The following is a 24536-nucleotide window of genomic DNA, read 5'->3' on the forward strand; positions in this document are numbered from 1 at the left end:
ATCCGACGTGATAGAAGGGGACATGACGACCTGTCGGCGAAAGCGAGGGGAGGGCTGCCCGAAACGGCGAGCGGGGTGCCGGTCCTCTCGGGCCGGCACCCCGCGGGCGCGTCGTGCTCGGGTCAGGTCAGCAGGCCCAGCCGCTCCAGCACCGCGAAGGCGAGTGGGACGGCCGCAGCTGCGGCCGCGCCGCCGGAGAGGAACGCCGGACCGGTTGCCATGTCGAGCGGCGGCCGGGTGGAGATGTGGAACACCAGACCGCCCGCGACCAGGCCCACCAGGAGTGCGATGAGGACGTAGGGGGTCTGGGCGGAGCCGGCGGCGATGAGCATGTGAACTCCCGCGCATAGGTGGAGGATGACGCCGTGTCGGTATGACACCGCGCCTATTGTCTCGAATCGTAGAGACAATTTCGAGACAATGCGAATGCCCAGATGAGAGGCGGTGGCAAGACGGATGGTCGGACGGCCCATGAGCGAGCTCCCTGTCGACGGGCCTGAGGAACTCGTCGAGCTGGTCGGCCACTTGCGAGACCTGCGTGCACGGGCCCGACAGCCGCTGACCCGGATCGCCGCGCGTGCCGGGATGGCCAAGTCGTCGGTGTACCACGTCTTCAGCGGTAAGCGGCTGCCGAGCCTTGAGAACCTAATGGTGATCGTCGATACGCTCCATCGGGAAATGTGGGCGGAGGTACGTCCGGCTGAACGGCGCATCTGGGTCGAGCTATGGCAAAGGGCCGACGCAGCCGTGCGGGCTCGCAGGGCCGACGAGGCGGCCGCAGCCGCCCTGCGCGGTGCTGCAGGCACCTCTTCCAACACCGAGCTCTTGGCAAAGTCGCGCGAAGATGAGCGACGGATGCTTCAGATCGAGGCCCTCCTGGCACGCCAGGCCGCCGAGGCGGCAGCGGCCGCCCGACCGGACGGTGCGGGCGCAAGTCCCGACGCGTCAATGGACACGACCGACGGGACCGTGTCGCCGGCCGTCCCTCAGCCGGGGCGCAGCGCCGAACTGAAGTCGGAAGACGCCGTGCCGCCGGGGCCCTCCACGGAGCTGGTCCTGGCCCGCGACAGCTCCGTGTCGTCCGCCCTCGTCGTCACGGGACTACGGGCCCTCCGCCAGCAGGCCGATGCCGCAAAGGCCGCCGCCCTTGAGGCGCAGCGCCAGGCAAGCGAACTCGAGGCCAGGATCGCCGCCCTGGAGACCCAGATCCAAGAGCAGAACCGCAGGATCAAAGCCCTACTGGCTGAAATCCCCCTCGCCGACGGCGAGCGGAACGAGGGCGAATGAACCTGGAGCGCGGCCGGGAAACCGCGGCACCGGGCGCGGCACGATCCGCCGTGCCGACGGACGAGCGGGAGATCCTGTTCGAGCGGTGGGCCGCGCGGCACGGCGTCGATGCCCCGCGGCACCTGGCCGAGGCCGAGGACTTCGCCGACGCGGTCGCCGCCGCGATCACATCGGAGAACACCACCGCCACCTACGCCAAGTCTTGGCGGGTGTGGGCCCGGTTCTGCGTGTCCTCCGGCCTGCCGGAGGACGAGGGGTCGCGCGGCACCCTGGTCGCGTTCATTGCCTGGATGCTGCGCGAGGGCCAGCACAACGGGAAGGGCTACGCCCCCAGCTCCGCCTCCACTCACCTTGCTGCCGTCGTCGTCGGCCTGCGCCAGCGCGGCGCCGCGGTCTCCGGCGATGATCAGGCAGCGGCCCGCAAGGCGCTCGAAGACCTAACCCTGCAGCTGCTTCAGGCCGGCGAACGGCGCGGCCGTGGCCAAGCAATCGGCGCCGACATCGACGGGCTGTACGCCGTCGCCCGCGCCTGCCCCAATACCCTCACCGGCGACCGCGACAAGGCCCTCGTCCTCACCGGCTTCCACTACGCCAGTCGCTCCCAGGACCCGGCTGGGCTCCTCGCCGGCGACGTCACGGAGCACCCGTACGGCCTCGTCGTCGCCGTGCTCACCGGCAAGACCAAGCACTCGGTGCGCAACGCGAAGATCGTCTACGCCCACGACCCGGAAATCTGCCCGGTCCGCGCTTACGTCGCCTACCGTGCCCGTCTGGTTGCCGAGCACGGCGCACGGTGGGCCGAGCCGTCGACGCCGGCTTTCGTCGGAATCGACCGGTGGGGGCGCGTCACCGGCGGCATGGTGCCCGACTCCGTCACCCGCGCCGTCAAGCGCATCTCCACGCGGGCCGGCGTGCCGGTCGCCTGGACCGGGCAGTCGCTGCGCATCGGGCTCGCTCCACCGGCCGGAATAAGGGCGAGGACGGCATCGCCATCGCCGGGACCAGGGCGACTAGGTCCACTCGCTGGGGCAACAATGCCTCCGCCAGCCTCACCTGACGACGACTGACCGACGCGTCTCACTGCTTGCGGCGTACTGGCACGGGGCGCACAGCACATGGTTCCGGCGCGGGCAGGGCGGCGCTGTACGACTCGGGCGCCCTGCGTCGCCCGCGCATACCACTTGGCCAAGGAGCGTTGTCGCGAACAGGATTCGAACCCAAGTTTCCGAATCCGGGCGAACCGAAGTCCGGTGTCCTTGGCCGCTGGGAGCTTAAGGCGGGTACTGCCTTCGTGCTGGCGTTCTGATCTCTCTGACGGATTCAAGCCCGGGGCGTTGATGGCCGCTGGGGTACTCCGCGGGGTCGCCGATCTCGGCCTGACCGCGGTGAGGCCCCAGCGCAGCTTCGTCTCGCCAGCGCCGCTTCACTCGTACGGATGCTTCGCCCCGGTCCGGCGAACCAGCCTGCTCGGGGCTGGCGTCGTTGGGAGCATGCAGATCGACGAGAAGCACATCGCTGAGCCGGGCTTGGTCGTCATGGACGTCACCGCCGCTGACGAGGAGACCGCTCGCGTGGTGATGAATGGTCTCCAGCAGTGGTGGGCCACCTCCGGCGTCACGCCGGTGTGGCGTGTGCCGGGCGAAGAAGGCGTGCGGTCGCGGGTGTACTTGGACATCCGGCGCCCGGGCCGACCGGGCCCTCCAGATTTCTAGGACCGGTCTCGTTCGTACGTAGCCTCAGCCAGCTCCTGGCCGAACTTCACAGTTTCCACACATCCGCCGCTCCTCGGCTGCGATGATCGCAACTCTCAGATGCCGCCCCCCCTTCGCCAGATAGGTCCATGATGAGCCGTACCGTACGTATCGCCGCACTCGCCTCCGCCGCACTCAGCGTGGGCCTCCTGGCCACGCCGAGCCAGGCAGCCTCCACCACCGGCGCCCTGATGATCACGCATGTTCGGCCGAACGCCTGGGGAGCCGACACCCGCAACGGCACCCCGCTGAACCTGAACGGCGAGTACTTCGTCATCAAGAACGTCACCAGCCGCACCGTCAACACCGGCGGCTACATCCCTGACATCACCACCAACACCTACGGCCGCGCCCTGCCCACCTACTACCTGCCGGCCGGAGCCAAGGCCTACGTCCACACCGGCAGCGGCCGCAACTACCGTGACAGCAGCGGTAACCACCACATCTACCGCGGTTACGGCCTCCACACCCTGCTGAACACCAGCACCGTGAAGAACCCCGACCTTCGGCTGAAGAAGCCGGGCAGCCGCGACGACAACACCTCCACTGGCAGCATCAGCACCTGCAACTGGAACGCGGCCGGGGATGGCGTCACCTACGCCTGCTGAGCTCCCCGCCCACAGCGACAGGCCCGTGCAGGTACGGGTTCTGCGCTGCGGGCTCAGGGCGTCGTACGGCAGCGGGGTGCCGGCGGAGTTGTGCGGCAGAGGGCGGTGGTCAAGGGCGTGGCGTGGAAGACCCAAAGTGGCTCCGACGCCACGCCCTTGAAGCTTTCCCCTTACGGGGCCACCGTGTAATGGACCACCTGCTCGTCACACGGGCCGCCGGCGTAGACGTTGATGGCGTCGATCTCGGCCTGGTCCGCCGACAGGCCCCAGCGCAGCTTGGTGGCGACCCACTCGCCGAGGTAGCGGCAGGTGGCGTTCGGCGCCGGGGGCATCCACTCGGCCGGGTCTCGATCAGCCTTCGCCCTGTTCGACCGGGCCGTCACCGCGACCAGGGACGCCGAGGCTTCCTGGTCGTTGGCGTAGGCCTCCCTACGCGCGGACGTCCAGGCGCTGGCGCCCGAGTCCCAGGCCTCGGCGAGCGGGACCATGTGGTCGATGTCGAGCTTGCCGGGGTCGGTGACTTCCTGCTCGTCGTAGTACGACTGCCACTCGCCCTCGCCGATCTTGCAGCGGTCCCCGACCGTGGGCGCCTCTGTCGCCTCGGCCAAAAGCACCTCGTTGCGGGTGTGGCATCCGTCGGCCGGGTCGAGACCGGCGTTCCAGTGCTTGAACTTGTCGCGGGTGTAGCCGGCGCGGGACTCGTCAGTGACAGGGATCTGGTCGATCGCGTACGTCAGGGGCAGGGTCCGGGCGGCGCCAGGGGCAACCGCAGCGTGCGCGGAAGCCGGAACGGCGAGCGGGGTCAGGGCGAGGGTGAGCGCGGCAATGCCGCGGGCAAACTTCTTGATCACGAACGCATGAATAGCGGCCCGGCTGGCCTCCTGTCCGGTGATCACCGCAAGACTCGTCCAGGCGGGCGATCTGGTTCACCGGAGAAACGTCCCGCTCCTGTAGTCCGAAACGAGCTGGGTTTCACGCGCTTCATGTCGGTGGCAGTCTGCAGATCGCGCTGGTCGCCGACCCAAACCGCGTCAGGCGCTACCGCGCCACGTCACATTGGCAGCACCGTACCCCTGCTGGACACCACGAAGCCCCGGAGCCAGCACTCCGGGGCTTCATGCCGTCAAGATCGACGTCAGGACAACGACGTGGGCCGGCGAGGAGGAGGCACCTCTCGCAGCAGTTCCCACAGCGGCCGCGAGCCGCTCGCCCACTCGCCCAGTACGGCGCGGTCGACGAGGTGCAGCTGCTGGGAGCGAGCGAACTCAACTGCCGGTTTCATGAACCTGCTGTTGGTGACGAGGACGACCACGTCGCCCTTGTGCACGGGACGGCCGGTGCCGTTGAGGACCTGCACGTCTGGGCTGCCCACGGGGGACCCGGACAGTCCTGCCCGCCGGTGCTTGCACTGGATCACCCAGCGCCGTCCGTAGGGATCGGTTGCCATGACGTCAGCGCCGAGGTCTCCGGCGCCACCGACCTGGACCGCGTCCGTGCACCCGTCGCGTCGCAACAGGTCTCGCACCGCGTCCTCGAACTGCCGGTGATGCAGTGCATCCAGCTGCAGCAGCGCGTCGCGCAGCCTCGGGGACTTGACCTGTTCCCCTTCGGTTTTCAGGGCTCGCCTCTTCCTCCGGTAGCCGCGGCGCAGCTGTGGCATGGCGAAGACCAGGATGTTGATCGCGAAGAGGAGCTTAAGGAGCTTGCCAGGGCGCTCGTCGAGCAGAGCCAGCCATTCCTCCTCGTACCGGGAGGTTGCTTCCGGGTTTCCGATTCGACGAGCGGCAGTGCCCAGGATTCGGCGGGCCATCCACGGGGCAATCTCGGTGCCTTCGGCCAGGAGCAGGCCGATCAGCAGGCTGATCGCGGGGTTGGAGAGAAACTCGTTCATCGGGCCATCCCCCAGCGCACCAGGAACCCGAGGCTTGGCCAGGGCTGCGGCCGCTGGGTCACGGATGTCGCTTTGGGCAAGCTGCCCCGCCGTTCGATGACGATGCGCTCGGCCTCCGCCGCGCCGTTGGGGGTCAGCTCGTAGAAACGGCGCCTTGGGCGGCCTTCCTGGGGATTTTCGTCCTCCCACCTGCTGCCCAACCAGCCGGCCTGCTCAAGACGCGCGAGGATCGGGTAGACGCTTCCTGTGGGCTTGCCAGCGGCCTTCGCCACCGCGAAGCCATGCAGTTCCTCGCTCGACGCGAGGAAGGCCTCAAGCACGTCGAGCGTGGTCGACGTGATTCGGAAAGGGGCGCTCATATCCCTAACTCTACATATATAGCGTTGGGCTTGGAGTGGTTTTTGCCGACGAGCTCTCGCCCCCCTCTCCTCGCCGAGGAGGAACTGAGCCACCAGGAACGCGACGTCCTGCGCGATTGTGCGGTGCGCTCCAGGAGACCCTGCCGGACACCATGAAGCCCCGGAGCGATCGCTCCGGGGCTTCATGCCAGTCAAGGTCGACGTCAGGACAGGGGCGTGGGTCGACGAGGCGGAGGTACCGCCCGCAGCAGTTCCCACAGCGGCCGCGAGCCGCTCGCCCACTCACCCAGCACGGCGCGGTCGACCAGGTGCAGCCGCTGAGAACGGGCGAACTCCACGGCCGGCTTCGAGAACCGCCCGTTGGTGACGAGCACGACCACGTCGCCCTTGTGCACCGGCCGGCCGGTGCCGTTGAGGACGTACAGGTCCGGGGTGCCGACCGGGGACCCGGCCAGTCCGGCCCGCCGGTGCTTGCACTGGATCACCCAGCGCCGCCCGTACGGGTCGGTCGCCTTCACGTCCGCGCCGTTGTCCCCGGCACCACCGACCTGCACCGCGTCCGCGCACCCGTCGCGCCGCATCAGGTCCCGCACCGCGTGCTCGAACTGCCGGTGATGCAGCGCGTCCAGCTGCGTCAGCGCGTACCGCAGTCCCTGGGACCTGACCCGCTCCCACTGCGCGGCCCTCTGCCGGGTGACCACCCAGGCCGCCACCGCCCCGCCGACCAGCAGCACCAGGACGACAAGCACCCACGGATGGGCAGCCAAGAAGCTGAGCAGGCCCATGAAGAGCGCCCAGGCGACGACCAGGCCGCCGACCACCAGGACGAGCTGCTCGCCGCCGGACGTCTTCCGTGACCGCCGCCGGGCCGGGCGGCGCCGCGCGGGCGGGCGCCGGCTCACCGGGCGCTCCCGCTGCGATCCCACCTGATCGGGTACGACACGGTGGGCACCGGACGCGGAGCGGTCTCCTTCCATCCGGGCCAGCGGATCGGGTACGACACCGTCGGAGCCGGCCGGGGCGTCTGCTTGCCCCAGCTGGGCCACTTGATCGGATACGTCACCGCCGACGACGACCGCGGCGCCGGTAACCGGTCCGTACCCGCCCCTGTGCCGCTGGCTGGTGTGCCCGAGCTCCCGAAGATGAACACGGCCGTCACGATGACGCCCGCGATCCCAACCTGCTTACTCGTCCCGGCCGGCGCCCTCCAGTGCTTCCGGACCACTGTCCCGTCCTGCTTCGTGTACTCCCTGATGAACGGCAAGGCCGAAGCCCCCCTCCCCTTGGTCGATCGCGCCCATCTGGCGCAACGTACCAATTTAGAGCGCTGCACTGACAGAGCGTCATGCGGCGATCGCTCTTCGTGATCTTGATGGGTGTCTGCAGTCACCAGCGGCGACGGGCCGCTACTCCGCCCAGCCATAGGATGACCGCGTGACCGCACGCCGCGCGCTCGGTACGGGACCGCATGTCCCTGTCCCTGACCGCCCGCCCAGGCGGACCTCCTCGACGAGCTGCCGGGTATCCGTCTCCCGGACCTCGCGGATCCGGCCGCCGTCCGCCCCAGGAACACGGAGGCCGTCGTCTCCATGGAGACGACGGCCTCGGTCGGGCCCACGCGCCAACATGGGTCCGGAGGAAATCCCTGCTCAGTCGGTTGCAGCCACTCGTAGTCAGGGGTCTTAGTTCACCTGTGTACACGGATATAGCCCGCACCCCAACCTCTCAGGGTCATGGCCTGAACGGTTCTGAGCGAAAGCCGCCGACGCTTTACTTGAGTCATCGACGCCGGGTGACCTGCGCCTCGCTCGTTGATCCGCTCAGCAACCCGGAGTCCCGAAAAACCGCAGGTGGGGGGGCGTGCCGCGTGTGCTCACGGAATTGGATTTCGAGCCCTCTGCGGTCTCATACCAAAACTCCAGTATGGGGAACGGTTTTGAACTAAAGGTGCCTACCGAGTACTTGCTCATTCGGCGTATGGCAAGTGGTCTGAGATGATGTCCGCGCACCCGCGATGAGAGCGCCAACTCTCTTAATTCGCTGGTCGGTTGCAGCCACCGTCAGATGTGGCGAGCGAGGTGTGCCCTCGCCCGCCGACTCGTAGAAGGGGCACCTCCGTGCCTAAGTCCGTCCGTTCCACCACCCTGGCCAGCCAGGTCACGCCGCCCCAGCCCGGGGCCGAGCAGAGCCGGCTGTCCCTGCCCTTCGTCCTCGGCATCATCGCCTTCCCCGTCCTGGGCACAGTCCTGGCGCTGGCCGGCATGCCGACGAACGAGATCGTCCCGCTGCTGGCCTACTGCGCGGGGATCGGCACCGCCGCGGTCCTGGTCGCGAGCGGTGGCCGGCGCCTGGCTGCCGGACTCGCCTCCGCCGTCCTGCGGATCACCCAGTAGGGGCCCATCATGGGACGCACCGAGAATCCCGTCGACCACAGCGTGCCCTCCCGCGGCGAACTCGCGGACTTCCTGCGGGCGGAACGCCGGGCAAGCGGGCTGACTTACGACCACCTGGCGGAGCGGACAGGGGTCTCCGCCGCCACCCTCAAGCGCGCGGCATCCGGCAGGGTCGTCCCGGCGGAGCACACCGTCGTGTCCTTCCTGAGTGCATGCGCGAGCGGCCCCGCCAAGATCACTCTGGCCCTTTCGATGCGGCAGCGCGCACGCAGGGATGAAAGGGGCGGTGGTGCCCGCGTCAACCCTCTTCTGATCTTCGCCCCGTACGAGCTGGCCGTCGGGCTGGTTGCCCTCCACAAGAATGCCGGGTCCCCGTCCTACCGGGAGATGACGCGGCGGGCCGGCGGCAGTCACCTCTTGCCACTCAGCAGCATCTCCCGCATCCTCAACCGCCGGACGCTTCCGGTGAGCCAGCAACAGATGGCCGCCTTCATCGAGGGGTGTGGCGTGCGGGCCGGCACCAAGGCGCACGACGAATGGCTCGCCGCCTGGTCCAGATCGAGGGAGATCAAGGAACTCCGCACGGGCGACAACTACGTGGAGACGATCGAGCACATGATGCTGAACATGGCGCAGGAACACTCCTCGCGCCAGGGTGCGATCCGGCGGAGGCTCCGCCAGGTAGCGAAGAGCATTGACTCCGGGCTCGTGCTGGCGGCCGTTCAGGCCGCGGCACCGCATCTCATCCTTTAGCAGCGGACACCGCGATGGTCTCGGCGACCGTGGTTGCCGAGACCGTCTGGTTTCCCGGGCCCCCGCCACCTCATCAGAGCGGTGGAGCCCTCTTGTTCAGATCAAGGCTGCGAGGCCAGGTACTGCGCGATTGTCATCCCGAGTCCGGCGGTGCCGAGGAAGGCGGCCCCCGCGCTCCCTGCCGCCACCAGAAGCGAGGCGGTCAGGGTGGCCACGACGATTCCGCACACCAGCGCGATCACGGCGGCTGTCAAAAGCACCACGACGACGCGCAATCCCCTGAGGTCTGCCGAGGGCCTCTCCGTGCTCCGAACGGCCTCCCCGTTGGTTCCGGGCGGAGGCTCGTGGGCAGGAAGCGGGTGTTGGGTGTACCCGTTCACGGTGCTCCGATCTCGGGAACGGCGAGGTTGTCCAGGCCGCGCGCCGTTCCCCAGCGTGGGGCCCGCCATCTCATGGCGGGCCCTTTCGTATGCCCGCGCGTGAAGGCGGGCAGCGGCCCCGGGCGGGACCGCAACTCCGGCATGTCCCAACGCGACGACGAATATGTCTTGAGCTCAAGATGCTTGCCCCCAAGAGACGTGGGACAGAGATCTGCCTCCTGAGTGATCGGGAGAGGCGACCGGAACCCAGGCCACACACATATCCGGGATCAGGCAACGGGCATGACAGTCATTCGGGAGAGATAGTGACGAACGCACATCTGTCGGTCACCACGAGCACCACGGACCGTCAGATCGCCGTCCCGGCTCCCGGGCAGCGGTTCGCCCCCGATGTCGAGGCCCGGCTTGCCGAGATCGACCAGGCCGCCGCCCGGCACGTCGGCGCGAACCGCCCGGCGAACACGACCAAGGCGTACGGCGGCGACTGGACGACCTGGCTGCGCTACTGCGCGGAGACCGGCCTGCCGCCGGCCGCCGTCACCGCCGGCACCCTGGTGCTCTTCGTCGAATGGGCCTGGACGCAGCCCGGCTGGAAGAGCGGCACGTTCAAGGCGCCCTCCAGCATCGACCGGCACCTGGCCGGCATCGTCGTCACCGCGCGGCAGCAGTGCCGCCTCACCCTCGACCGGCACGTGGGCGCCGAGGCTCGCGCGCTGCTCAAGGCCAAGGTCAAGGCCATGGAGAAGGCCGGAGAACAGCGCGGCCGCGGACCGGCCCCCGCCCTGCTCGTCTCCGACATGGAGCGCATCGTCCCCACCATCCCGGACACCGTCGCCGGCATCCGTGACCTGGCCATCATGACCACGCACTTCGCGTGCGCCGCGCGCGAGCACGAGCTCGCCGCCCAATTCGACCGGCATGTGACCGAGGACGAGCACGGCCGCGGACTCGTCTCCGACCTCCGCGTCAGCAAGACCTTCCCCCGCGTCGTCCAGATCCCCTACGGATCCCGCGCGCACCTCTGCGCGGTACGGGCCCTGCGCCGCTGGCGCGAGGTTTCCCGACCTGGCCCCGATGACCCGCTGTTCCGGCACGTGCACTCCGGCGGCGAGACGGTCCTCGACGAGGGGCTCAGCGCCGAGGGCATCGGCGATGTCCTGACCCGCCTCGGCGAGCGCGCCGGCCTGGAGAAGCGGCTCACCGGCCACAGCCCCCGCCGCGGGCTCGTCACCGAGTCCGCCCGCGCGGGCAACGACGAGCGCCAGGCCGAGAAGCAGGGCGGATGGGTCCCCGGCTCCCGGGTGATGCGGACGTACCGCGAGGACGACGACGGGTTCAAGGAGAACGCCCTGCACGGTGTGCTGTAGGAGACCAGACAAGAGGCCCCGGGCGGCCGACCGTCCGGGGCCCTCCGCCTGACGGCGTCAGTCAGTTCAGAACAAGGTGACGACCCAGCGCACGGCGAGCGTGACTACCCCTGCACCCGCGGTATAGGCCGCGCCGAGCATCGCCCGCCAGGCCAGCACCCTCACCCGCCGCCCTAGCCGTCCCGACTCAGGAGTCCCCGGGGCTGTACTCTCTGACATGTCGCTTCCTTCCTTGAGGCGATGACGAAACGTTGAAAGCCACCGCCAGACCTCGAAGGTGTCCAGCCGCTGAGGTTCGGCGGTGGCTTTCTGCGTCCACGGTACCTTAGATTTATAGGGTGTTGGACGCTGATAAGGGACGCCTGAGGCATCACCTGACTTGGTTCGCCTTGGAATCGAAGGTGGAGGCGCGTCTCGGTTGCCCTTCGGATACGGAGAGTCAACGCATCGCCTGTGAATCACGCGCTGCTCGGGATGATCGCCGGTGGTTGTGCGAGCGGCCCACCGATCTAGTGACCTGCATCACAGCGGGGGTGCGCTCCCGTGCAACAACTTCCGCCCGAACTCTGCCTCATGAGGATGCGTCACCGTGGAGCGGACTGTTACCGCTCGCTCTGGCCAGGAAGGCCGAGATCGTCCAGGGTGACCCCGGTGGCCCACTACTGCAGCTGGCGGCCGTCGACCAGGTGGACGCCGCCCTGACGGGAGGCCCACACCACATCGGTGCGGCTGTAGGAGCCCCGACTGATGACTACTCGGATCAGGTTGTCGATGCCGGGGCGGCCCGCTTCCCGCAAGGGGGCGGGGCCGGCAGGGGCATCCTCGTCGTCCGGCGCCATGTTGTCCGGGCGGAATGCCACGTCGAGCTGGCGGCCAGCACGGTCGCGCGCGTACAGACGGGGCCGTCCTTGGTCCGGCATTGAGATGACGTGCCAGCTGTCGCGCCGCAGTATCCGTTCGGCTGCCGCCGCCAGAACCTGGTCGTCGAGCACCGCGATTTCGGCCGGGGTGTATATGCCACCGCGCCGACGGACCACAGCGCGGTGCCAGCGGAGCCCCACGGTGGTGGCCGCCGCCAGCAGGGCGACCCCCAGCACCAAGCCTTCGATGCCGAGCACGCGGTACAGCCAAACTAGGGCGAAAACCGGCACGGCCACAGCGAGACCGAGGCCGACGAACCCAGGCAGCACGTCCCGCAGTTCCGGGCCGTAGCGCCCCTGTGCCCGCAGTTCAGCAATCGCACGCTGTCTCTGCGAGCGGCGCGATCCGGGCACCGGAGGACGCCGCAGCCACAACGGCAGAGTCGGGCGTCGCCACCTCATCACCTGGGCCAACCCCCATCATCCCCGCATTCTCCATCGTGCTCGTAGAGATACCCGCTCATGTGAGTCTCCCGCCCAGTAGGTCACAATACGAAGGAGTCGCCGCGTGACCGGGCGTCCGATCCCCGCGGTTCCGTGGGCACAGCTTTCCGCCGACCCGGTCACGGTCGCCCGGTATGAGGCGAAGGTGTATCGCGGACCGGGGCCGACGTCGTGCCACTGGTGGTTGGGCGCCGTCAGCGACTCCGGGCATGGGACGTTCCGTGCCGGCAGCCGCACGGCAGGCACCTCCCGCGTCGTGTCGGCCCACGTGCTGGGCTTCGCCATCAGCTACGGTGCGGCCCTTCTTCGGAACGGCGCTGTGGTCCGGCACACCTGCGACGAGAGCAGCTGCCAGAACCCGGACCACTGGCTGGTGGGGGAGCGGCTGCAGAACATCGCGGACTACGCGGCACGGCGGGGGCTGGCCGGCCACTCGCTCGCAGACGTACGAGGAGCGGCGGTAGCCGCGGGCGTGCTCCTGGCCGCCGTCCTCGCCCCGATCGCGCACGCCGAGGGGCCGGGCGTAGGGCTGTGCGAGGGCGCCGACATGGACGTGCAGGTGTGCGCCGAGGACACCACCACGGACGCCGGCCGCGTCGGCATCAAGTTCGTGCCGTCCGGCGGCGCCGCCCCGGCGCCGCGGATCGATCCGGAGGTCCTGGCGCGCCGGGCGGTCGACTCGATGCGGCTGGACGGCCCGGCGGTCGCCTCGTCGCGCGCGGCCGGCACCCACCTGGTCGGCATGCCCATGTGGATGTGGACCACCCCGTCCCCGAACACGTTCGGGCCCATCACGGCGTTCGCGACTGCCGGCGGCGTCACCGTGACCGCCACCGCGAAGGTGACGTCCGTCCGGTGGGTGATGGGCGACGGCGCCACTGTCACCTGCGCGGGACCGGGCACCCCGTATCAGGCCCGGTACGGCGCGCAGATGTCCCCGACGTGCGGCCACCGCTACACCAAGGCCGAGCATCAGGGCAGCGCGACGGCGACGTGGAGGTGGAAGTGGTCGGCGCCCGCGCTCTTCGACGCTGGCACCCTGACCGAGACCCGGCACCGCCCGCGTGGTGCACCCGCTGACCGACAAGGTCGTGGTGAGCGTGCCGCAGCCACTCACCACGCCCCGCGCGTACTCACCACCACGCTCACCACACCGCCCTGACCAGGCATGTGACCGATCGAGACGGGTCGGTGACCGATCGGTCACCGGGGCATGACCGCCGTGACCGGTCCTTCGGCCGGCGCCGGTCACACCGGCCGCGTCCCTTGTCCCCAGGCGCGCCCGGGGCGCATGCGGACGCCCTGGAGAACCAACCAACACAGGCTCCCGCGTGGCCGTCCCGCGCATGTACGAACTCCTCGCTCAGGCCTTCCTGAACCACCGCTCTCCCGAGAGCCAGGTGTTGGCGGAGTTGGCGGCGACCCGGGCGTTGATCTTTGAGCCGGCTGACAGGCCAGGGCGGACACTCGCCCTCGGCTCAACTCGACCGAACCTGAACCAGCAGCATGTTCACCGTGCCTGCGGTCCGTCCGGTGCCTGGTGCGTGCCCGAGGCTTCTGCGTGGTCGAGCTGCTGTAGTGCCCAGTGAGCCCAGCGTTGTTGCGCCTGGTACTGGTGGATCCCGTATTCGATGGCTAGCCGGCCGAACCTCAGACGTCCGCGGGCATGGGAGTCGGCGTTGGCTGCATCGGCGAGGGCTTGCAGTTCTTCGGCGACTTGCTTCACCGCGTCGGCTCCTCACCATGTCCACCGGCCGACACGGCCTCAAACGACCTCGCTCGGCCGTCCAGCAGCCGCAACTGAAACAGCGAGGTTAGGCCCTCTTTCGGATCACGCTCGAGCGGACGCCCGTACCGGTGACGGCCACGGTTCCGAGCGTCACCGGGCGGATCCCGTGCTGCCGTGTTGCCGAAAATGGGCCAGCACCCGTTGCAGCGCCGCCCGTCCGGCCGGCCCCCAGGCCGGTTTGCCACCCGGCAGTCCGTACAGTCCCGCCCGCCCGATGCCCAGCAGGATCAGGCTGCGCAGTACGGCCCAGCCCCGGGCGCGGCGGATGGTCGCCTCGGCCGCGTCCCGTTCATCGGCCGGCTGGGCAGCAAGCCAGCGCTCGAGGCACGGCCGGTCGGCGCCGGTCGGCAGCAGCAGCCAGGCCGCCGCAAGGTCACCCGCCGGCTCGCCGATGCCGAGGGCGTCGAAGTCAACGACCCCACCGAGAACCCCGTCGACCACCACGACGTTCGCCGGGTGCAGATCCGCGTGCAACCAGACCGGCGGCCCGGCCCAGACCGGAGCGGCCACCGCGTCCTCCCACACCACCCGCAGCTCGTCGGCACGGATGCCCGGAGCCAGCTCGTGCAGCCGCTCCTCGAACTCGGCCACCCGCCGCTCGAAGTCGGGGGTGATTGGGGCGAGCGGGCCACCGCGCGGAGCGGCCTCCGGCGCATCGGCCGGGGCCGGCCGGTGCAGCGCGAGGAGGAAATCGGCGAGCACCTCGGCCGAGCGCGGCCCGTGCTCGACGGCGATCGGCGCATGGTCCGCCGGCTCACCGGACACCCAGGAGAGCACCGCCCACCGATACGGGTAACCGGCCCCCGGCACACCGCCCCGTCGCGGCACCGGCACGGGCAGAGGCAGCCGCGGCGCCAACTCCGGCAGCCACCGGAGCTCCTTCAGCAGGCTCACGGGCGTGTACTGGTCCCGCGGCATCCGGATCACGTACTCCTCACCGAGCCGCCACATCCGATGGCCCCAGCCCCCCTCCACCCGGCGCAGCGTCAGCTCCGCGAGATCCGGGTGCTGCTCCCTCAGCGGGGCGCTCACGGCATCGGCGTCGATGTCGATCCGACCGCCGGCACCGGGCGACGCGTCAGAGGCTCCGGCTGTTGTGTGCAGTGGCGTGTTCACGACCCTACTGTGCACGGCCGCTGCCGACACGACCCATGCGGTGCCGTAAAGAGGGCAGGCTCACATGAGGAGTACCTGCGGCGGCGCGGCATCCGGCACAGATCCCGGAGAAGACCGACGGTCAGGCCGCCCGCCTACGCAAGGGATCACAAGGCGGACGGGCGCCAGGATTCGATGAGGACAGGTACAAGAAGCGCAACACCGTCGAACGGGCCATCAATAAGCTGAAGACCGCCCGAGCGGTCGCCACCCGCTACGACAAGCGCGGCTACGTCTGCCTGGGCACTGTTACTGCGCCTGTGCTAGCTATCTGGTTGCGGTCTTAGCCGGAAGCAGACCACCGCGCCGGGTCGGCCACGTCAGCGCGAGAACCAAGGGGTTCATCACTACCCAATACCCCGGATGCACCCAGCCTCGCTTCTTATCGAAGAGGCCCGGCCCGTTGTCCCTGCACAGGTAGCGCATGAACCGCCCGTAGGCCGGACCTCCAGCCACGAGCAGCAACGGCGAAGCGAGCAGGGCCCCACCCCAGACAGCACACCGGAGAGCCAACTCGGAGAATCCACCACGCTTCACTGGTCGAGTATGACCTGCCAACAGCGTCTTGCAGAAGATCGGCAACCATGATCGGCCGGACAGCTCCTAAGAGCCGGCGGCCGGGAGCAAGGACTGAGGGGGCGGTCCCGATACGGGGCCGCCCCCCTCAACTGTGTGCTGAGCGATGAGGTCAGCGTCGCTTGCCGAGTCCGGGCAGTCCACCGGGCACCGTGCGAACGCTGCTTCCCGATCCGTCGGCACCATGCCTCGGGGAGGCAGGAGCTGAGGGCGGCTGCGAGGTCCTCAGCGGTGGCAGCACAAGGGGTTCACCACCCTCGGGACATGCCACAACGTCCCCTGATGCTGAGCAGGCAGCAAGCGTGCCTGGCACCTGATGAGAGTAGAGGCGGCCTGTTCGGATGTTGACCTTTGTCCTTGCGCCGCAGTCGCCACATTCGTATCGGGCAGCGTCCGGGTTTCGCACTCTTCCCCCTCCGAGCGGTCCTGGTCCGGCTCGCTCTCATCGTGGCCCCCGAGCGGCACCTGCGGTAGGGCGGCGCACGCTTCGGCTGCTCAGTCTTCGCCGGACGTCAGCACTAGGCATGCGGACTGGCCGGTGCCGAATTCACCGCCGATTCGCGTTCGCACGTCTCCGTCTACCGGATCCCACCCGCGGGATAGCCCCGTATGGTCGGCCGACGCGGTCGCCCTGGCCGCGTCCAGCTCGGCCTCCACGCTCCGCCCAGATCACCCCTCACCCGTTCGACTGACGTCGGCGGGCAGGGTTGACTCGTGGGTAGGGTGTGTTCCGGCCCGCCCTGGCATGGGTGCGCGGGCAAGGCCCGGTGCCCAAGCTTTGGGGGCAGTACCACCGGACCCCCAACTCTCCCGCCCCGCCGCCTCGCGCTGCCGCGCCCGCCGGTGGTGAGTGGGCCGGCCCGTGTCCCTCAGCCCTGTGTGGTTGTGAGGCTCACAGGGTGTTTTCCCTGGTGGGTGTGCGTGCTGTGAGACACCTCAGGCGCCTAACTCGTCAAGTTCGGCGTACCGGTGCCGTCCTCCGCTGGCTCTTCGGACACCATTGTTCGAAGCAGGCGAACGTCGTATTCGGTCCAGCAGTCGGAGATCTCGACACCGACCTCGGTGCCGCAGCGAGCACAGAGCAAGTTCGGGCCGCCGAGCCCATCTCGCCGACAACAGCCGGAGATTCGGCTGGACTCCCAGTGCGGTCGTAGGAGCTGACCGTCGAGCGGATTGATCACAACAGTATTGGTTGCGGTAGGCAAATCTTCTCTGGCTGTGCCGGAGCCATCGTTGCCGAGGAGGTAGGGATCGGGGTCGATGGCGTAGGTTCCACGGGCCATCGTCGAAGGGCCGTAGGTGTAATGTTCCCGACCTTCGACGCGAGTCAAGGGCTGCCACTCGGCGAGCCGCAGCGGAAACGACAGGACGGCGTCGCAGGTCCGGCACTTCAAGGCCGTAAGCATGTGCTGAGAACCCCCTCGTCGAACAGCCTCGCCACCTTCATGCCGGAGATCAGGCTGGTGCCTAGGCGGCTCGCAATGCTCCCTCAAGGTTGGTTGGGAATGCCACCTCCTCATCGAAGCGGTGGCCGTGCTGGAGGCAGTGGTAGAGCTGCCCGATCATGCGGTTGAAGAGGTTGCGCTGGAGGACGCCAGACGCCGCGCGATCTACCCAAAGGCGTTGGCGCCTGGGTCGAGCAAGCATCCGTCCGGCGCCCACGAGGTCGCCACCATCAGGGCGGTGGCGACCGGGGAGGCACCGAGTGTGAGGTTCGGGGAAGAGGCCACCGAAATGTTCGGGTTTCCCCACCACTGATGCTGACTCGTCTTTGTCCTGGTCAGTGACGTTTCAGATGGTTGATCTTGGTGGTGTTTTCCCGAATCAGTGGTGGTGTGATCCCGAATCGGCCAGTGCAGTGTTCGTCGAACCTCCTTTGAAGTGGGCTCTGTAGCGCATGAAGGGGTTGGGCCGGGGCGAATCGGATCGGTGTCACTCGCCCAGGTGATCGACGCGGGCACTTGTCGGGGGTGTCGGCTCTACTGTCATGTCCGTAACGCCTGTCACGGGTGCTACGCGAACTGCCCTGAGTTGGGCGGATGTTGACTGTCCGGAGGCTGGCACTGTGATCACTCCTTGGTTACCGGTTCGCTCTCCGCGTGGTTGTCGGCTCCGGTGACGGCGGGCGGCGACGCCTTGGGGGCCGTGGATGAGAGCTTGGGGCGGCATCGGGACGAGCTGCGGCCTGCCGCGGTGGCTCAGCTGGTGCGGCTACGCAAGGCGGGGGAGCTGAGGACGGCGCATGTGCGGCTGGTCTCCGAAGCGTTGAACGTGCACATCAGGACGGTGTGGGACTGGCTGGCGCAGGCTGAGGAGACCGGCAGCACGGAGAAGCCGGAGCGCAGGCGGTTCCGGATCACCGACGAGATCATCGAAGTCCTCGCCGACCACCAGGGCAATGTGAAGCGCGCTCACGAGTACCTGGTGCGCGTGGCCGAGGAGGCGGGGGAGAAGCCGGTCGGTCTGACCACGCTGCACGACGCGATCGCTCGTGACCTCGATCCCGGTTTCATGGCGGGCCTGCGGGAGGGTATTCCGGCCGCCCGCGGCTTCGATCCTGCCTTCCAGCGGCCGGCGGTGGCCCGGAACCAGGTGTGGGAGGGGGACCACAAGCAGGCCCCGCTCGTCGTGGTGATGCCCGACAAGAAGCTGTCGAAGGTGTGGGTGACGTGGTTCGAGGACCGCGGCACGGGCTATGTGATGGGCTGGGCGGTCACCGCCGGCTCCGCGCACCGTGGCTCGGTCCTGGCGGCCGTACGGGCGTCCGTCCTGCGGGAGGATCCTTATGGGCCGGCCGGGGGACTGCCTCACCTGGTACGGGTCGACGGCGGCGCCGACTTCCTGTCCAAGACCGTCCGGCGGGCTTTCGGCCTGCTCGGTGTCCCGGTGCACCGGGTGCGCAGCGCCCGCCACAAGGGCGGTATCGAGCGGCTGAACCGCACCAGCATGACCCGTTTCTTCGCCGACCTGCCCCGCTACACCAAGGCTCCCCTGCTCGATCACCGCCGCCGCGTCGGCGAGACGGACCCGCCGTTGACCTTCGAGGCATTCGTTCAGCGCCTGGCGGAGTGGGTCACCGAGCACAACACGAAGCACGTGGTGAAGCGCACTGGGCTGACGCCGCTGGAGGCGTGGCTGGCCGACCCTGCTGAGATCCGCCCCGAGCCCACCCCGGCCGAGCTGCGCGCGTTCATGCTGGAGAGCGACCACCGGCCCCGGAAGATCACCAGCCACGGGGTGGAGTTCGCGGGCCGCTGCTACATGCCCGAGAACGGTGTCGGCCGGATCGGGGTCGAGGTGCGGGTGCGGTGGATGCCGCACCACGCCCATGAGATCGACCTGTACACCTTCCGTGGCGACCGTTACCTGGGCCGGGCGTTCCTCAGCGACGAGGCCACCGAGGAACTGCGCGCCAAGGTCCTTGCCGACCGCCGGGAGCACAGCGCTGAACTGCGCCGGGCCCTGCAGCGCTCCGGTGAGCGCAAACGCGGCCGTTATCTGCCGGCTACCGAACCCCAACTGCCCGTCTCTTCGACCCGCATGACCAAGGAAGAGGCGCTCGCCGAACTCGCGGGCACCAGCCGGTCAGCGCCTGCCGCGCCGCGCCGGCGCGTAGAGCCGTACCAGCCCTTGACTCCCGTCCCGGCCGGCTGGGTACGCCCCGGCCAGGCCACTGCCTCCGCCGATCCGTCTTCAAAGGATGCATCATGACTACCGCCCCCAGGCGCAAGCACGTGCCCCAGCGCCGCGCCGAGCCGGCCGCGGGCCGGTCCGCCACGGCGCCCCGCCGCCGGCCCGATCTGCGTCCGCAGTTCTTCCTCGATATTCCGGACTCGCAACTGGTCGCTACCGATACTCTGCTGCAGATCAAGGACACCGTCGTCGACACCGTCGAATCGCGGGCGATGTCGGTGATCTACGGGGATGCCGGGCTCGGCAAGAGCTTTTCCACCCGGGCCACGATCCAGGAGATGAACCCGGATCTGATCCTGCCGCTGGACTTCGCCCGCTCCCGCCCGGGGCCGAAGGACCTGCGCGAGGAGTTGTTCCACCAGATGAACCTCTCCTGCAAGATGCCCGGCACCCCGACCGCGTTCGACAAGCTGCTGCGCGAGACCCTCCCGCGGCGCCCGTATGTGATCGTGTGTGACGAGGCCCAGCAGTACCGGCGGGAGAACTTCGAGTTCCTGCGCAAGCTGTGGGACACCTGCGACCCCAAGCCCGCCATCCTCTTCGTCGGCGGCCGGGAGGCGTACGACACGCTGCAGAGCGACCCGGCGCTGGCCTCGCGGATCTACATTCGTCTGGAGATCCTCGCGATGTCCCCCGAGGAGGTCCTCACGACCGTTCCCGACTCCCACCCGGTGTGGCGGGACGTTGACGAGGCGCTGCTGAAACGGATCGACACCCAGTATGCCGACGGTTCCTTCCGCGAATGGGTAAGGATCACCAAGCATGTCCTGAAGGGACTTCAGCACTTCGGCGCGGAGAAGGTCGACGACGCCATCGTGGACTGGGCCCTGGCACGGTGCTGACCACCACGCCCTGCTCGCGGGCTGCCTGGGCCGAGGCGGCAGCACCCGAACCTTTCGCCGTTGCGGACGACCTTGCCCCGTCCGGCCTGCACTTCCTCGCCGTCCCCGGGGTACGCACCCTGCTCACCCCGGGCATGCTCGCCGTGGGCGAGGCACTCGCCGACGCCTGTGCCCAGCGGCGCTTCCTGTGCGTACTGGGTGATGCCGGGGTCGGCAAGACCTTCGCCGTCCGCACCGCGGCACGCCGTCTCGGCGCGGCAGCACTGCTTGACCTTCGGGCCCAGCCGGCGCCGGCGGACCTGCGCGCCGGCCTCCACGGCGCACTCGAGCTGACCGGCGCACCGCCTGCCGACCCCGGAGCCGCCGACACGCTGATCCGCCGCGCCCTGGCCGCCACACCGCGGATCATCGTCGTCGACGACGCCGACCGGATGTCGGGGTCCTGCTTGGAATACCTGCGCTTCCTGCACGACGGCACCCCCGGCGGGCTGGTCCTGATCGCCGGGCAGCACGGCGAACGGCACCTGCGCGCCCAGCGGATGCTCGCCACGCGCACCGCCGCCTGGCTTCACCTCTGTGCGCTCACCCGCGACCAGATCCCCCTGGCAGTGCCCGCCCTGCACCCGCTGTGGCAAACCGTCGCACCCGGCCAGCTGCAGGCGCTGGACGCCCGCTTCGCCAGCGGCAGCCTGCGCCGCTGGGGCCTGCTCACCCACCACACCCAGCGGGCCCTGGCCACCACCTCAGCCGCCGCACCCGACGCGCGCCTGCTGCAGACCGTCGTCGACCGCATCGACAGCCCGGGCCGACGCCCATGACCACACCCCGTCGCACCCCACAACAGCCCGCCGCACCGGCGGCGCCGCCGGTGCGGCTGCTCCTCGACAGCGACGACGACCACGCAGTACACCGGGCCGCCTACCAGTGGGCCGATCCCGCCCAAGGGCGGATCACCGTCGACCCCACCCCGCACACCACCAGCCCGGCCTACCTCGCGCTGGACGTACTGCGCGCCATGGGCCGCGACGGGTTCTCCCGGCCCGAGGCCGAGCGGATGTCCACCGACCCGGCCTGGCGGGCGGTGACCTGCTGGACCCTGGCCTGCGGCCTTGACGAGGTCATCGTGCTGCGCGCCCACCGCCTCACGGTGGAGCGGCTGCGCCGCCTGGCCGCGTGGCGCGCGGACACCGGAATCCGCCTGACCCTCCTCGCCCACACCCCGGAGCAGACCGACGTCCAGCGCCTGCTCGAACACCTCACAGCCGCCGAGTTGGTGGACGTGGCGACCGTACGCGGCACGGCCGCCGTTCTCGAGGCGATCGGTCCGGCCGCCACCAGGCGGCGCATCGGCCCGCCCCCGCGCGATCACGCACACCCGCTCCCAGTGCTGCCGCGCAGCGGTGTGGCCGCGTTCCGCGCGGACTGCTGGCGCCGCCAGAACGCCACCGACTTCGCCCACACCGACGGCCAGTACCGCGCCGGCTACGCCGCCGCCCGCACCTGGCTGACCCGCACCCCACTCCGGCCAACCCCACCCGAGGTCACCGAAGACGCCGACCACCCGGCCGAGCCCACCCCCTTCACCCTGCAGGAGACCGAGGCCGTGCGGCTGTTCCTGGCCCGCCTGACCGTCTCAAGCCCCAGCGCCCAGCACACCGTGGCCCGCGTGCGCGGCGCCCAGGCCGGCTTCCTGTCCCGCTCGCTGCTGCTCAACGTGCCCGACGACCTCACCAGCTGCGCGGGGCCCGGCATCACCACCGTGCCCCTCACCCCGCGCACCGTGCACACGATCACCGTGCGCCTGCCCAACCCGCTGCGCGCCGCCGCGATCGCGGCCCTGCTGTTCACCGGAACCGACACGTCGCTGCTGTCGATGACCCAGATCACCGGCGTCGACAAGGACGGCACCACCGTGGCCATCGACCGCGACTCGCGGATCAACATCGGCCAGGAGCCCGGGCCCCGGCACCTGTACGCCGTCCCGCCCCGCGCCCGCCCCCTGCTGCGCGCCGCGGTCGAATTCCGCCGCCGCACCCCGCGCACCGCCGACAACCACGGCCTGTTCGCGAACTGCTTCGGCACCACACCACGCTTCGAGGCCCTCATCGCCGACGCCGGCCTTCCGGTACCCGCCCTGGTGCACCCCCACTCCGAGGACGACTGGCACACCGCTGCCCGCTGCTGGCACCTGCACACTCCCGCGCCACCCGCCCCCGACGTCCCACCGCGCCTTGGGGAGCTGCACCCGTGAGCGACCAGCCACCGCCGCCCGGCGACACGTCCGCGGCCGCGTTCGACCTGATGTTCCTGCGCACCGAGCCACCCAGTGCCGGCTCACCGACGAGGACCTGACCGCGCTGACCGGCATTCCCACCGCCGACTGGGGCACCCACCTCACCCCGCACACCCTGCCCGCCGCGGCCCTGCTCGCCCTCGCCCGCGCGCTGAACACCTCACCCGAGTCCCTCCTGCGCGTCCCCGAGCACACCTCCCGCGGTTTTGTCCCGGGGGCGGCCACCCACGCCACCGTGCTGCACGCGGCCCTGCTCGAAGTCGGTCGCATCCACCCCGACGACCTGGCCTGCGCCCTTCAATGGCCCCCACGCCGCCTCAAGCGGGCCGCCACCGCCCTGGCCGCACACCTCGAGCAGCGAGGCAGCCCGCAACGGCTCATCCACACCGACACCACCATCCACCTGACCTGCGTCCCCGGCCTGCTCACCGGCACACAGCGGCAGAACCTGTACAACACCGGCCACACCGCCGCCTCGCTCGCTCCCGGCGAGGCCGCCGCCCTCACCCGCCTGCTGCACCGCACCGCCCGCGGCCTCACCCCCGGCCTGCCCGCCGACCAGATCCCGCGCCTGGCCAACCGGCGCCTGCTCGCCCCAGCCGGAAAACCGCCCGCGCCCCACCCCGATGCGCTGTTCGCCCTCGGCCTGGCCGCCCACCCTCTCCTGGACACCGCCGGCCCCCAAGCCCTGGGCCACCGCCCCGCCGCGGCCGACCCGGGACCACACCGACGTGTCCACCACGCCGACGCAGACCACGCCGAATACACCGACAGCCCCTTGCCGGTACCCGCCCCGCCACAGCCACCCAGGCCGCGATGACGCCGCCTCCCCGTACGGCCGCCGTGCCCGAGACCACCACCGACTCGTCCGACAACACCACCACAAGCCCGTGGAAGCCCACGTGGTCACCCGGCCACACCCGCCCCGGCCTGCCCCCGCTCACCGTGGTGCACGATCCCCACGACGACCACGCCTTCATGGCCGCCGCGCTGGCCGCCCACACCCCCCAGGCCGGCCGGATCACCGTCCACCCCACCCCGGTGGCGAGCGCACCCGCCTCTCTGGCCCACGACCTGCTGCGCAGTATGGGCAAACACTTACCCCTGGCCGGCAGCGAGGACGGCACGTACTGGACCGGGAACACCGAGACCGCCTGGCGCGCCCTCGCCGCCTGGACGCTCGCGCTGCGCACCGGTCACCTCATCGTCACCCGCGCCCATCGCATCAGCTCGAGGCACTTCGAGTATCTCTTTGCCCTGCGGGAACTCACCCGAATCCGCCTGACCCTGCTGTTCCACGGCCCACTCCCGCCCGCTCTCGCCACCGCGCTGGCCACCCTCCGGCACGAAGAGGCGCACACCCTGGCCGCGGCCCACCGCGCCTTCACCACGCCCGCTCCGCCACCGCCCACAGGCCCCTTCGCGTGGTGGGAGGCAGGCGAGCAGTTCCCGCCCCGCGAGGACGAGCCGTGCTTCCTGCTGCCCACCCGCCGCATGCCCGGCCGCGGCGTGATCGAGGCAGCGGCCCGCCACCTGGGCCGCGCGGTGCTCCCGCTGCCCGCCGCAGGCAGCTTCCCGCCCGAGCCCGACGAGCCGACCGCGCTCCTGGCGCACCGGCTCCACACGCGTATCGCCCATCCCGTCCATGCCGCGGCCCTGGCAGTGCGCGTCTTCACCGGCCGCCCGGCCACACAACTGCAGTTGCCCGCCGCCCACACGGCCCCGCCGGCCCCACCGAACCGCGGCCCAGAGCACCCGGCCCCCACCTGGGCGGTGGACTTGATCGAGGCAGCCCGCTGTTTCGGGCAACTGGAAGGGCGCCAGCCCAGCGCCCGCCCGCTGCGGCTGAGCCCCTGGGACCAGACGGCCGTGACCGAAGCAGCCCACGCCTGCGGTCTGCACGAGCACCAGGCACCGGCCACGAAGCGGCACTCTGCCTCGACCGCCTCGCGTTCCGGCTGGCCGGCCGCCGCTCTCCGCGGCGCGGGCAGCACACCCACGCCGAGCCGGGCAGCATGAGGCGGGCAAGCGCCCC

Annotated in this window: 25 protein-coding genes; 15 read left to right on the forward strand and 10 right to left on the reverse strand. The window is 70.0% G+C overall.

The window, feature by feature from the left end:
- Window positions 1–122: 122 nt before the first annotated feature.
- Window positions 123–332: a hypothetical protein gene (locus ACFVGS_RS24575; protein ID WP_384407987.1), complete on the reverse strand. Its 210-nt coding sequence runs from the start codon at window positions 330–332 to the stop codon at window positions 123–125.
- A gap of 139 nt (window positions 333–471) precedes the next feature.
- Between ACFVGS_RS24575 and ACFVGS_RS24580 the strand changes: the two genes are divergently transcribed.
- The 4 genes from ACFVGS_RS24580 (at window position 472) to ACFVGS_RS24595 (ending at window position 3646) form a co-directional block, all read left to right on the forward strand.
- The gene (locus ACFVGS_RS24580) at window positions 472–1287 is read left to right on the forward strand and encodes a helix-turn-helix domain-containing protein (protein ID WP_385693670.1); all 816 of its coding nucleotides are present in this window, start codon (window positions 472–474) and stop codon (window positions 1285–1287) included.
- Entirely contained in the window at window positions 1284–2354 is a 1071-nt protein-coding gene (locus ACFVGS_RS24585; RefSeq protein WP_385693671.1) for an integrase, read from the forward strand. The genes ACFVGS_RS24580 and ACFVGS_RS24585 overlap by 4 nt, the downstream gene beginning before the upstream one ends.
- A gap of 423 nt (window positions 2355–2777) precedes the next feature.
- Window positions 2778–2999 carry a DUF6207 family protein gene (locus ACFVGS_RS24590; RefSeq protein ID WP_385693672.1) on the forward strand — a complete coding sequence of 74 codons (222 nt, stop codon included), beginning with the start codon at window positions 2778–2780 and terminating at the stop codon, window positions 2997–2999.
- Window positions 3000–3127: 128 nt separating this feature from the next.
- A complete protein-coding gene (locus ACFVGS_RS24595) occupies window positions 3128–3646 on the forward strand; it encodes a hypothetical protein (protein WP_385693673.1) in 519 nt (172 codons plus the stop codon).
- Window positions 3647–3816: 170 nt separating this feature from the next.
- Here the strand turns inward: ACFVGS_RS24595 and ACFVGS_RS24600 are convergent, their stop codons facing one another.
- From ACFVGS_RS24600 to ACFVGS_RS24615, 4 genes are all read right to left on the reverse strand, one after another.
- Window positions 3817–4497: an HNH endonuclease family protein gene (locus tag ACFVGS_RS24600; protein WP_385693674.1), complete on the reverse strand. Its 681-nt coding sequence runs from the start codon at window positions 4495–4497 to the stop codon at window positions 3817–3819.
- Between the two features lie 284 nt (window positions 4498–4781).
- Complete coding sequence (locus tag ACFVGS_RS24605) at window positions 4782–5537, reverse strand: restriction endonuclease (protein WP_385693675.1); 756 nt, start codon at window positions 5535–5537, stop codon at window positions 4782–4784.
- Complete coding sequence (locus ACFVGS_RS24610; RefSeq protein ID WP_385693676.1) at window positions 5534–5896, reverse strand: PadR family transcriptional regulator; 363 nt, start codon at window positions 5894–5896, stop codon at window positions 5534–5536. The genes ACFVGS_RS24605 and ACFVGS_RS24610 overlap by 4 nt, the downstream gene beginning before the upstream one ends.
- A 203-nt stretch (window positions 5897–6099) precedes the next feature.
- Window positions 6100–6798: a restriction endonuclease gene (locus ACFVGS_RS24615; protein WP_385693677.1), complete on the reverse strand. Its 699-nt coding sequence runs from the start codon at window positions 6796–6798 to the stop codon at window positions 6100–6102.
- Window positions 6799–8013: 1215 nt separating this feature from the next.
- Here ACFVGS_RS24615 and ACFVGS_RS24620 point away from each other — a divergent pair.
- Together ACFVGS_RS24620 and ACFVGS_RS24625 are read left to right on the forward strand one after the other, a co-directional pair.
- Window positions 8014–8289: a hypothetical protein gene (locus ACFVGS_RS24620; protein WP_385693678.1), complete on the forward strand. Its 276-nt coding sequence runs from the start codon at window positions 8014–8016 to the stop codon at window positions 8287–8289.
- Between the two features lie 9 nt (window positions 8290–8298).
- Complete coding sequence (locus ACFVGS_RS24625) at window positions 8299–9042, forward strand: helix-turn-helix domain-containing protein (RefSeq protein WP_385693679.1); 744 nt, start codon at window positions 8299–8301, stop codon at window positions 9040–9042.
- Between the two features lie 101 nt (window positions 9043–9143).
- On the opposite strand, the gene ACFVGS_RS24630 is transcribed toward ACFVGS_RS24625, so the two are convergent.
- On the reverse strand, window positions 9144–9305 hold the full coding sequence (locus ACFVGS_RS24630) for a hypothetical protein (RefSeq protein ID WP_385693680.1): 162 nt from the start codon (window positions 9303–9305) through the stop codon (window positions 9144–9146).
- Window positions 9306–9727: 422 nt separating this feature from the next.
- Here ACFVGS_RS24630 and ACFVGS_RS24635 point away from each other — a divergent pair, with 422 nt between their 5' ends.
- Window positions 9728–10789 carry a tyrosine-type recombinase/integrase gene (locus ACFVGS_RS24635; protein ID WP_385693681.1) on the forward strand — a complete coding sequence of 354 codons (1062 nt, stop codon included), beginning with the start codon at window positions 9728–9730 and terminating at the stop codon, window positions 10787–10789.
- Between the two features lie 659 nt (window positions 10790–11448).
- Here ACFVGS_RS24635 and ACFVGS_RS24640 read toward each other — a convergent pair.
- The gene (locus tag ACFVGS_RS24640) at window positions 11449–12063 is read right to left on the reverse strand and encodes a hypothetical protein (protein WP_385693682.1); all 615 of its coding nucleotides are present in this window, start codon (window positions 12061–12063) and stop codon (window positions 11449–11451) included.
- Window positions 12064–12409: 346 nt separating this feature from the next.
- Here ACFVGS_RS24640 and ACFVGS_RS24645 point away from each other — a divergent pair, with 346 nt between their 5' ends.
- The gene (locus ACFVGS_RS24645; protein WP_385693683.1) at window positions 12410–13315 is read left to right on the forward strand and encodes a hypothetical protein; all 906 of its coding nucleotides are present in this window, start codon (window positions 12410–12412) and stop codon (window positions 13313–13315) included.
- 348 nt (window positions 13316–13663) lie between these two features.
- On the opposite strand, the gene ACFVGS_RS24650 is transcribed toward ACFVGS_RS24645, so the two are convergent.
- From ACFVGS_RS24650 to ACFVGS_RS24660, 3 genes are all read right to left on the reverse strand, one after another.
- Complete coding sequence (locus tag ACFVGS_RS24650; RefSeq protein WP_385693684.1) at window positions 13664–13879, reverse strand: hypothetical protein; 216 nt, start codon at window positions 13877–13879, stop codon at window positions 13664–13666.
- Window positions 13880–14032: 153 nt separating this feature from the next.
- Window positions 14033–15058 carry a phosphotransferase gene (locus tag ACFVGS_RS24655; RefSeq protein WP_385693685.1) on the reverse strand — a complete coding sequence of 342 codons (1026 nt, stop codon included), beginning with the start codon at window positions 15056–15058 and terminating at the stop codon, window positions 14033–14035.
- Between the two features lie 1559 nt (window positions 15059–16617).
- Window positions 16618–17079, reverse strand: a complete 462-nt coding sequence (locus tag ACFVGS_RS24660) for a hypothetical protein (RefSeq protein ID WP_385693686.1) — start codon at window positions 17077–17079, stop codon at window positions 16618–16620.
- Between the two features lie 121 nt (window positions 17080–17200).
- Between ACFVGS_RS24660 and ACFVGS_RS24665 the strand changes: the two genes are divergently transcribed.
- From ACFVGS_RS24665 to ACFVGS_RS24695, 7 genes are all read left to right on the forward strand, one after another.
- Complete coding sequence (locus tag ACFVGS_RS24665) at window positions 17201–17431, forward strand: hypothetical protein (RefSeq protein WP_385693687.1); 231 nt, start codon at window positions 17201–17203, stop codon at window positions 17429–17431.
- 318 nt (window positions 17432–17749) lie between these two features.
- Window positions 17750–19384 carry a Mu transposase C-terminal domain-containing protein gene (locus ACFVGS_RS24670; protein WP_385693688.1) on the forward strand — a complete coding sequence of 545 codons (1635 nt, stop codon included), beginning with the start codon at window positions 17750–17752 and terminating at the stop codon, window positions 19382–19384.
- Window positions 19381–20208: an AAA family ATPase gene (locus tag ACFVGS_RS24675; protein ID WP_385693689.1), complete on the forward strand. Its 828-nt coding sequence runs from the start codon at window positions 19381–19383 to the stop codon at window positions 20206–20208. Before ACFVGS_RS24670 ends, ACFVGS_RS24675 begins: the two co-directional genes overlap by 4 nt.
- Window positions 20202–21026: an AAA family ATPase gene (locus ACFVGS_RS24680; protein ID WP_385693690.1), complete on the forward strand. Its 825-nt coding sequence runs from the start codon at window positions 20202–20204 to the stop codon at window positions 21024–21026. Before ACFVGS_RS24675 ends, ACFVGS_RS24680 begins: the two co-directional genes overlap by 7 nt.
- Window positions 21023–22459 carry a hypothetical protein gene (locus tag ACFVGS_RS24685; protein WP_385693691.1) on the forward strand — a complete coding sequence of 479 codons (1437 nt, stop codon included), beginning with the start codon at window positions 21023–21025 and terminating at the stop codon, window positions 22457–22459. Before ACFVGS_RS24680 ends, ACFVGS_RS24685 begins: the two co-directional genes overlap by 4 nt.
- Window positions 22440–23321 carry a hypothetical protein gene (locus ACFVGS_RS24690; RefSeq protein WP_385693692.1) on the forward strand — a complete coding sequence of 294 codons (882 nt, stop codon included), beginning with the start codon at window positions 22440–22442 and terminating at the stop codon, window positions 23319–23321. Before ACFVGS_RS24685 ends, ACFVGS_RS24690 begins: the two co-directional genes overlap by 20 nt.
- The gene (locus ACFVGS_RS24695) at window positions 23318–24520 is read left to right on the forward strand and encodes a hypothetical protein (protein WP_385693693.1); all 1203 of its coding nucleotides are present in this window, start codon (window positions 23318–23320) and stop codon (window positions 24518–24520) included. The genes ACFVGS_RS24690 and ACFVGS_RS24695 overlap by 4 nt, the downstream gene beginning before the upstream one ends.
- Window positions 24521–24536: the final 16 nt, after the last annotated feature.

The sequence above is a fragment of the Streptomyces sp. NPDC127114 genome (assembly GCF_042677525.1).
In the GTDB taxonomy this organism is placed as follows: Bacteria; Actinomycetota; Actinomycetes; order Streptomycetales; family Streptomycetaceae; genus Streptomyces.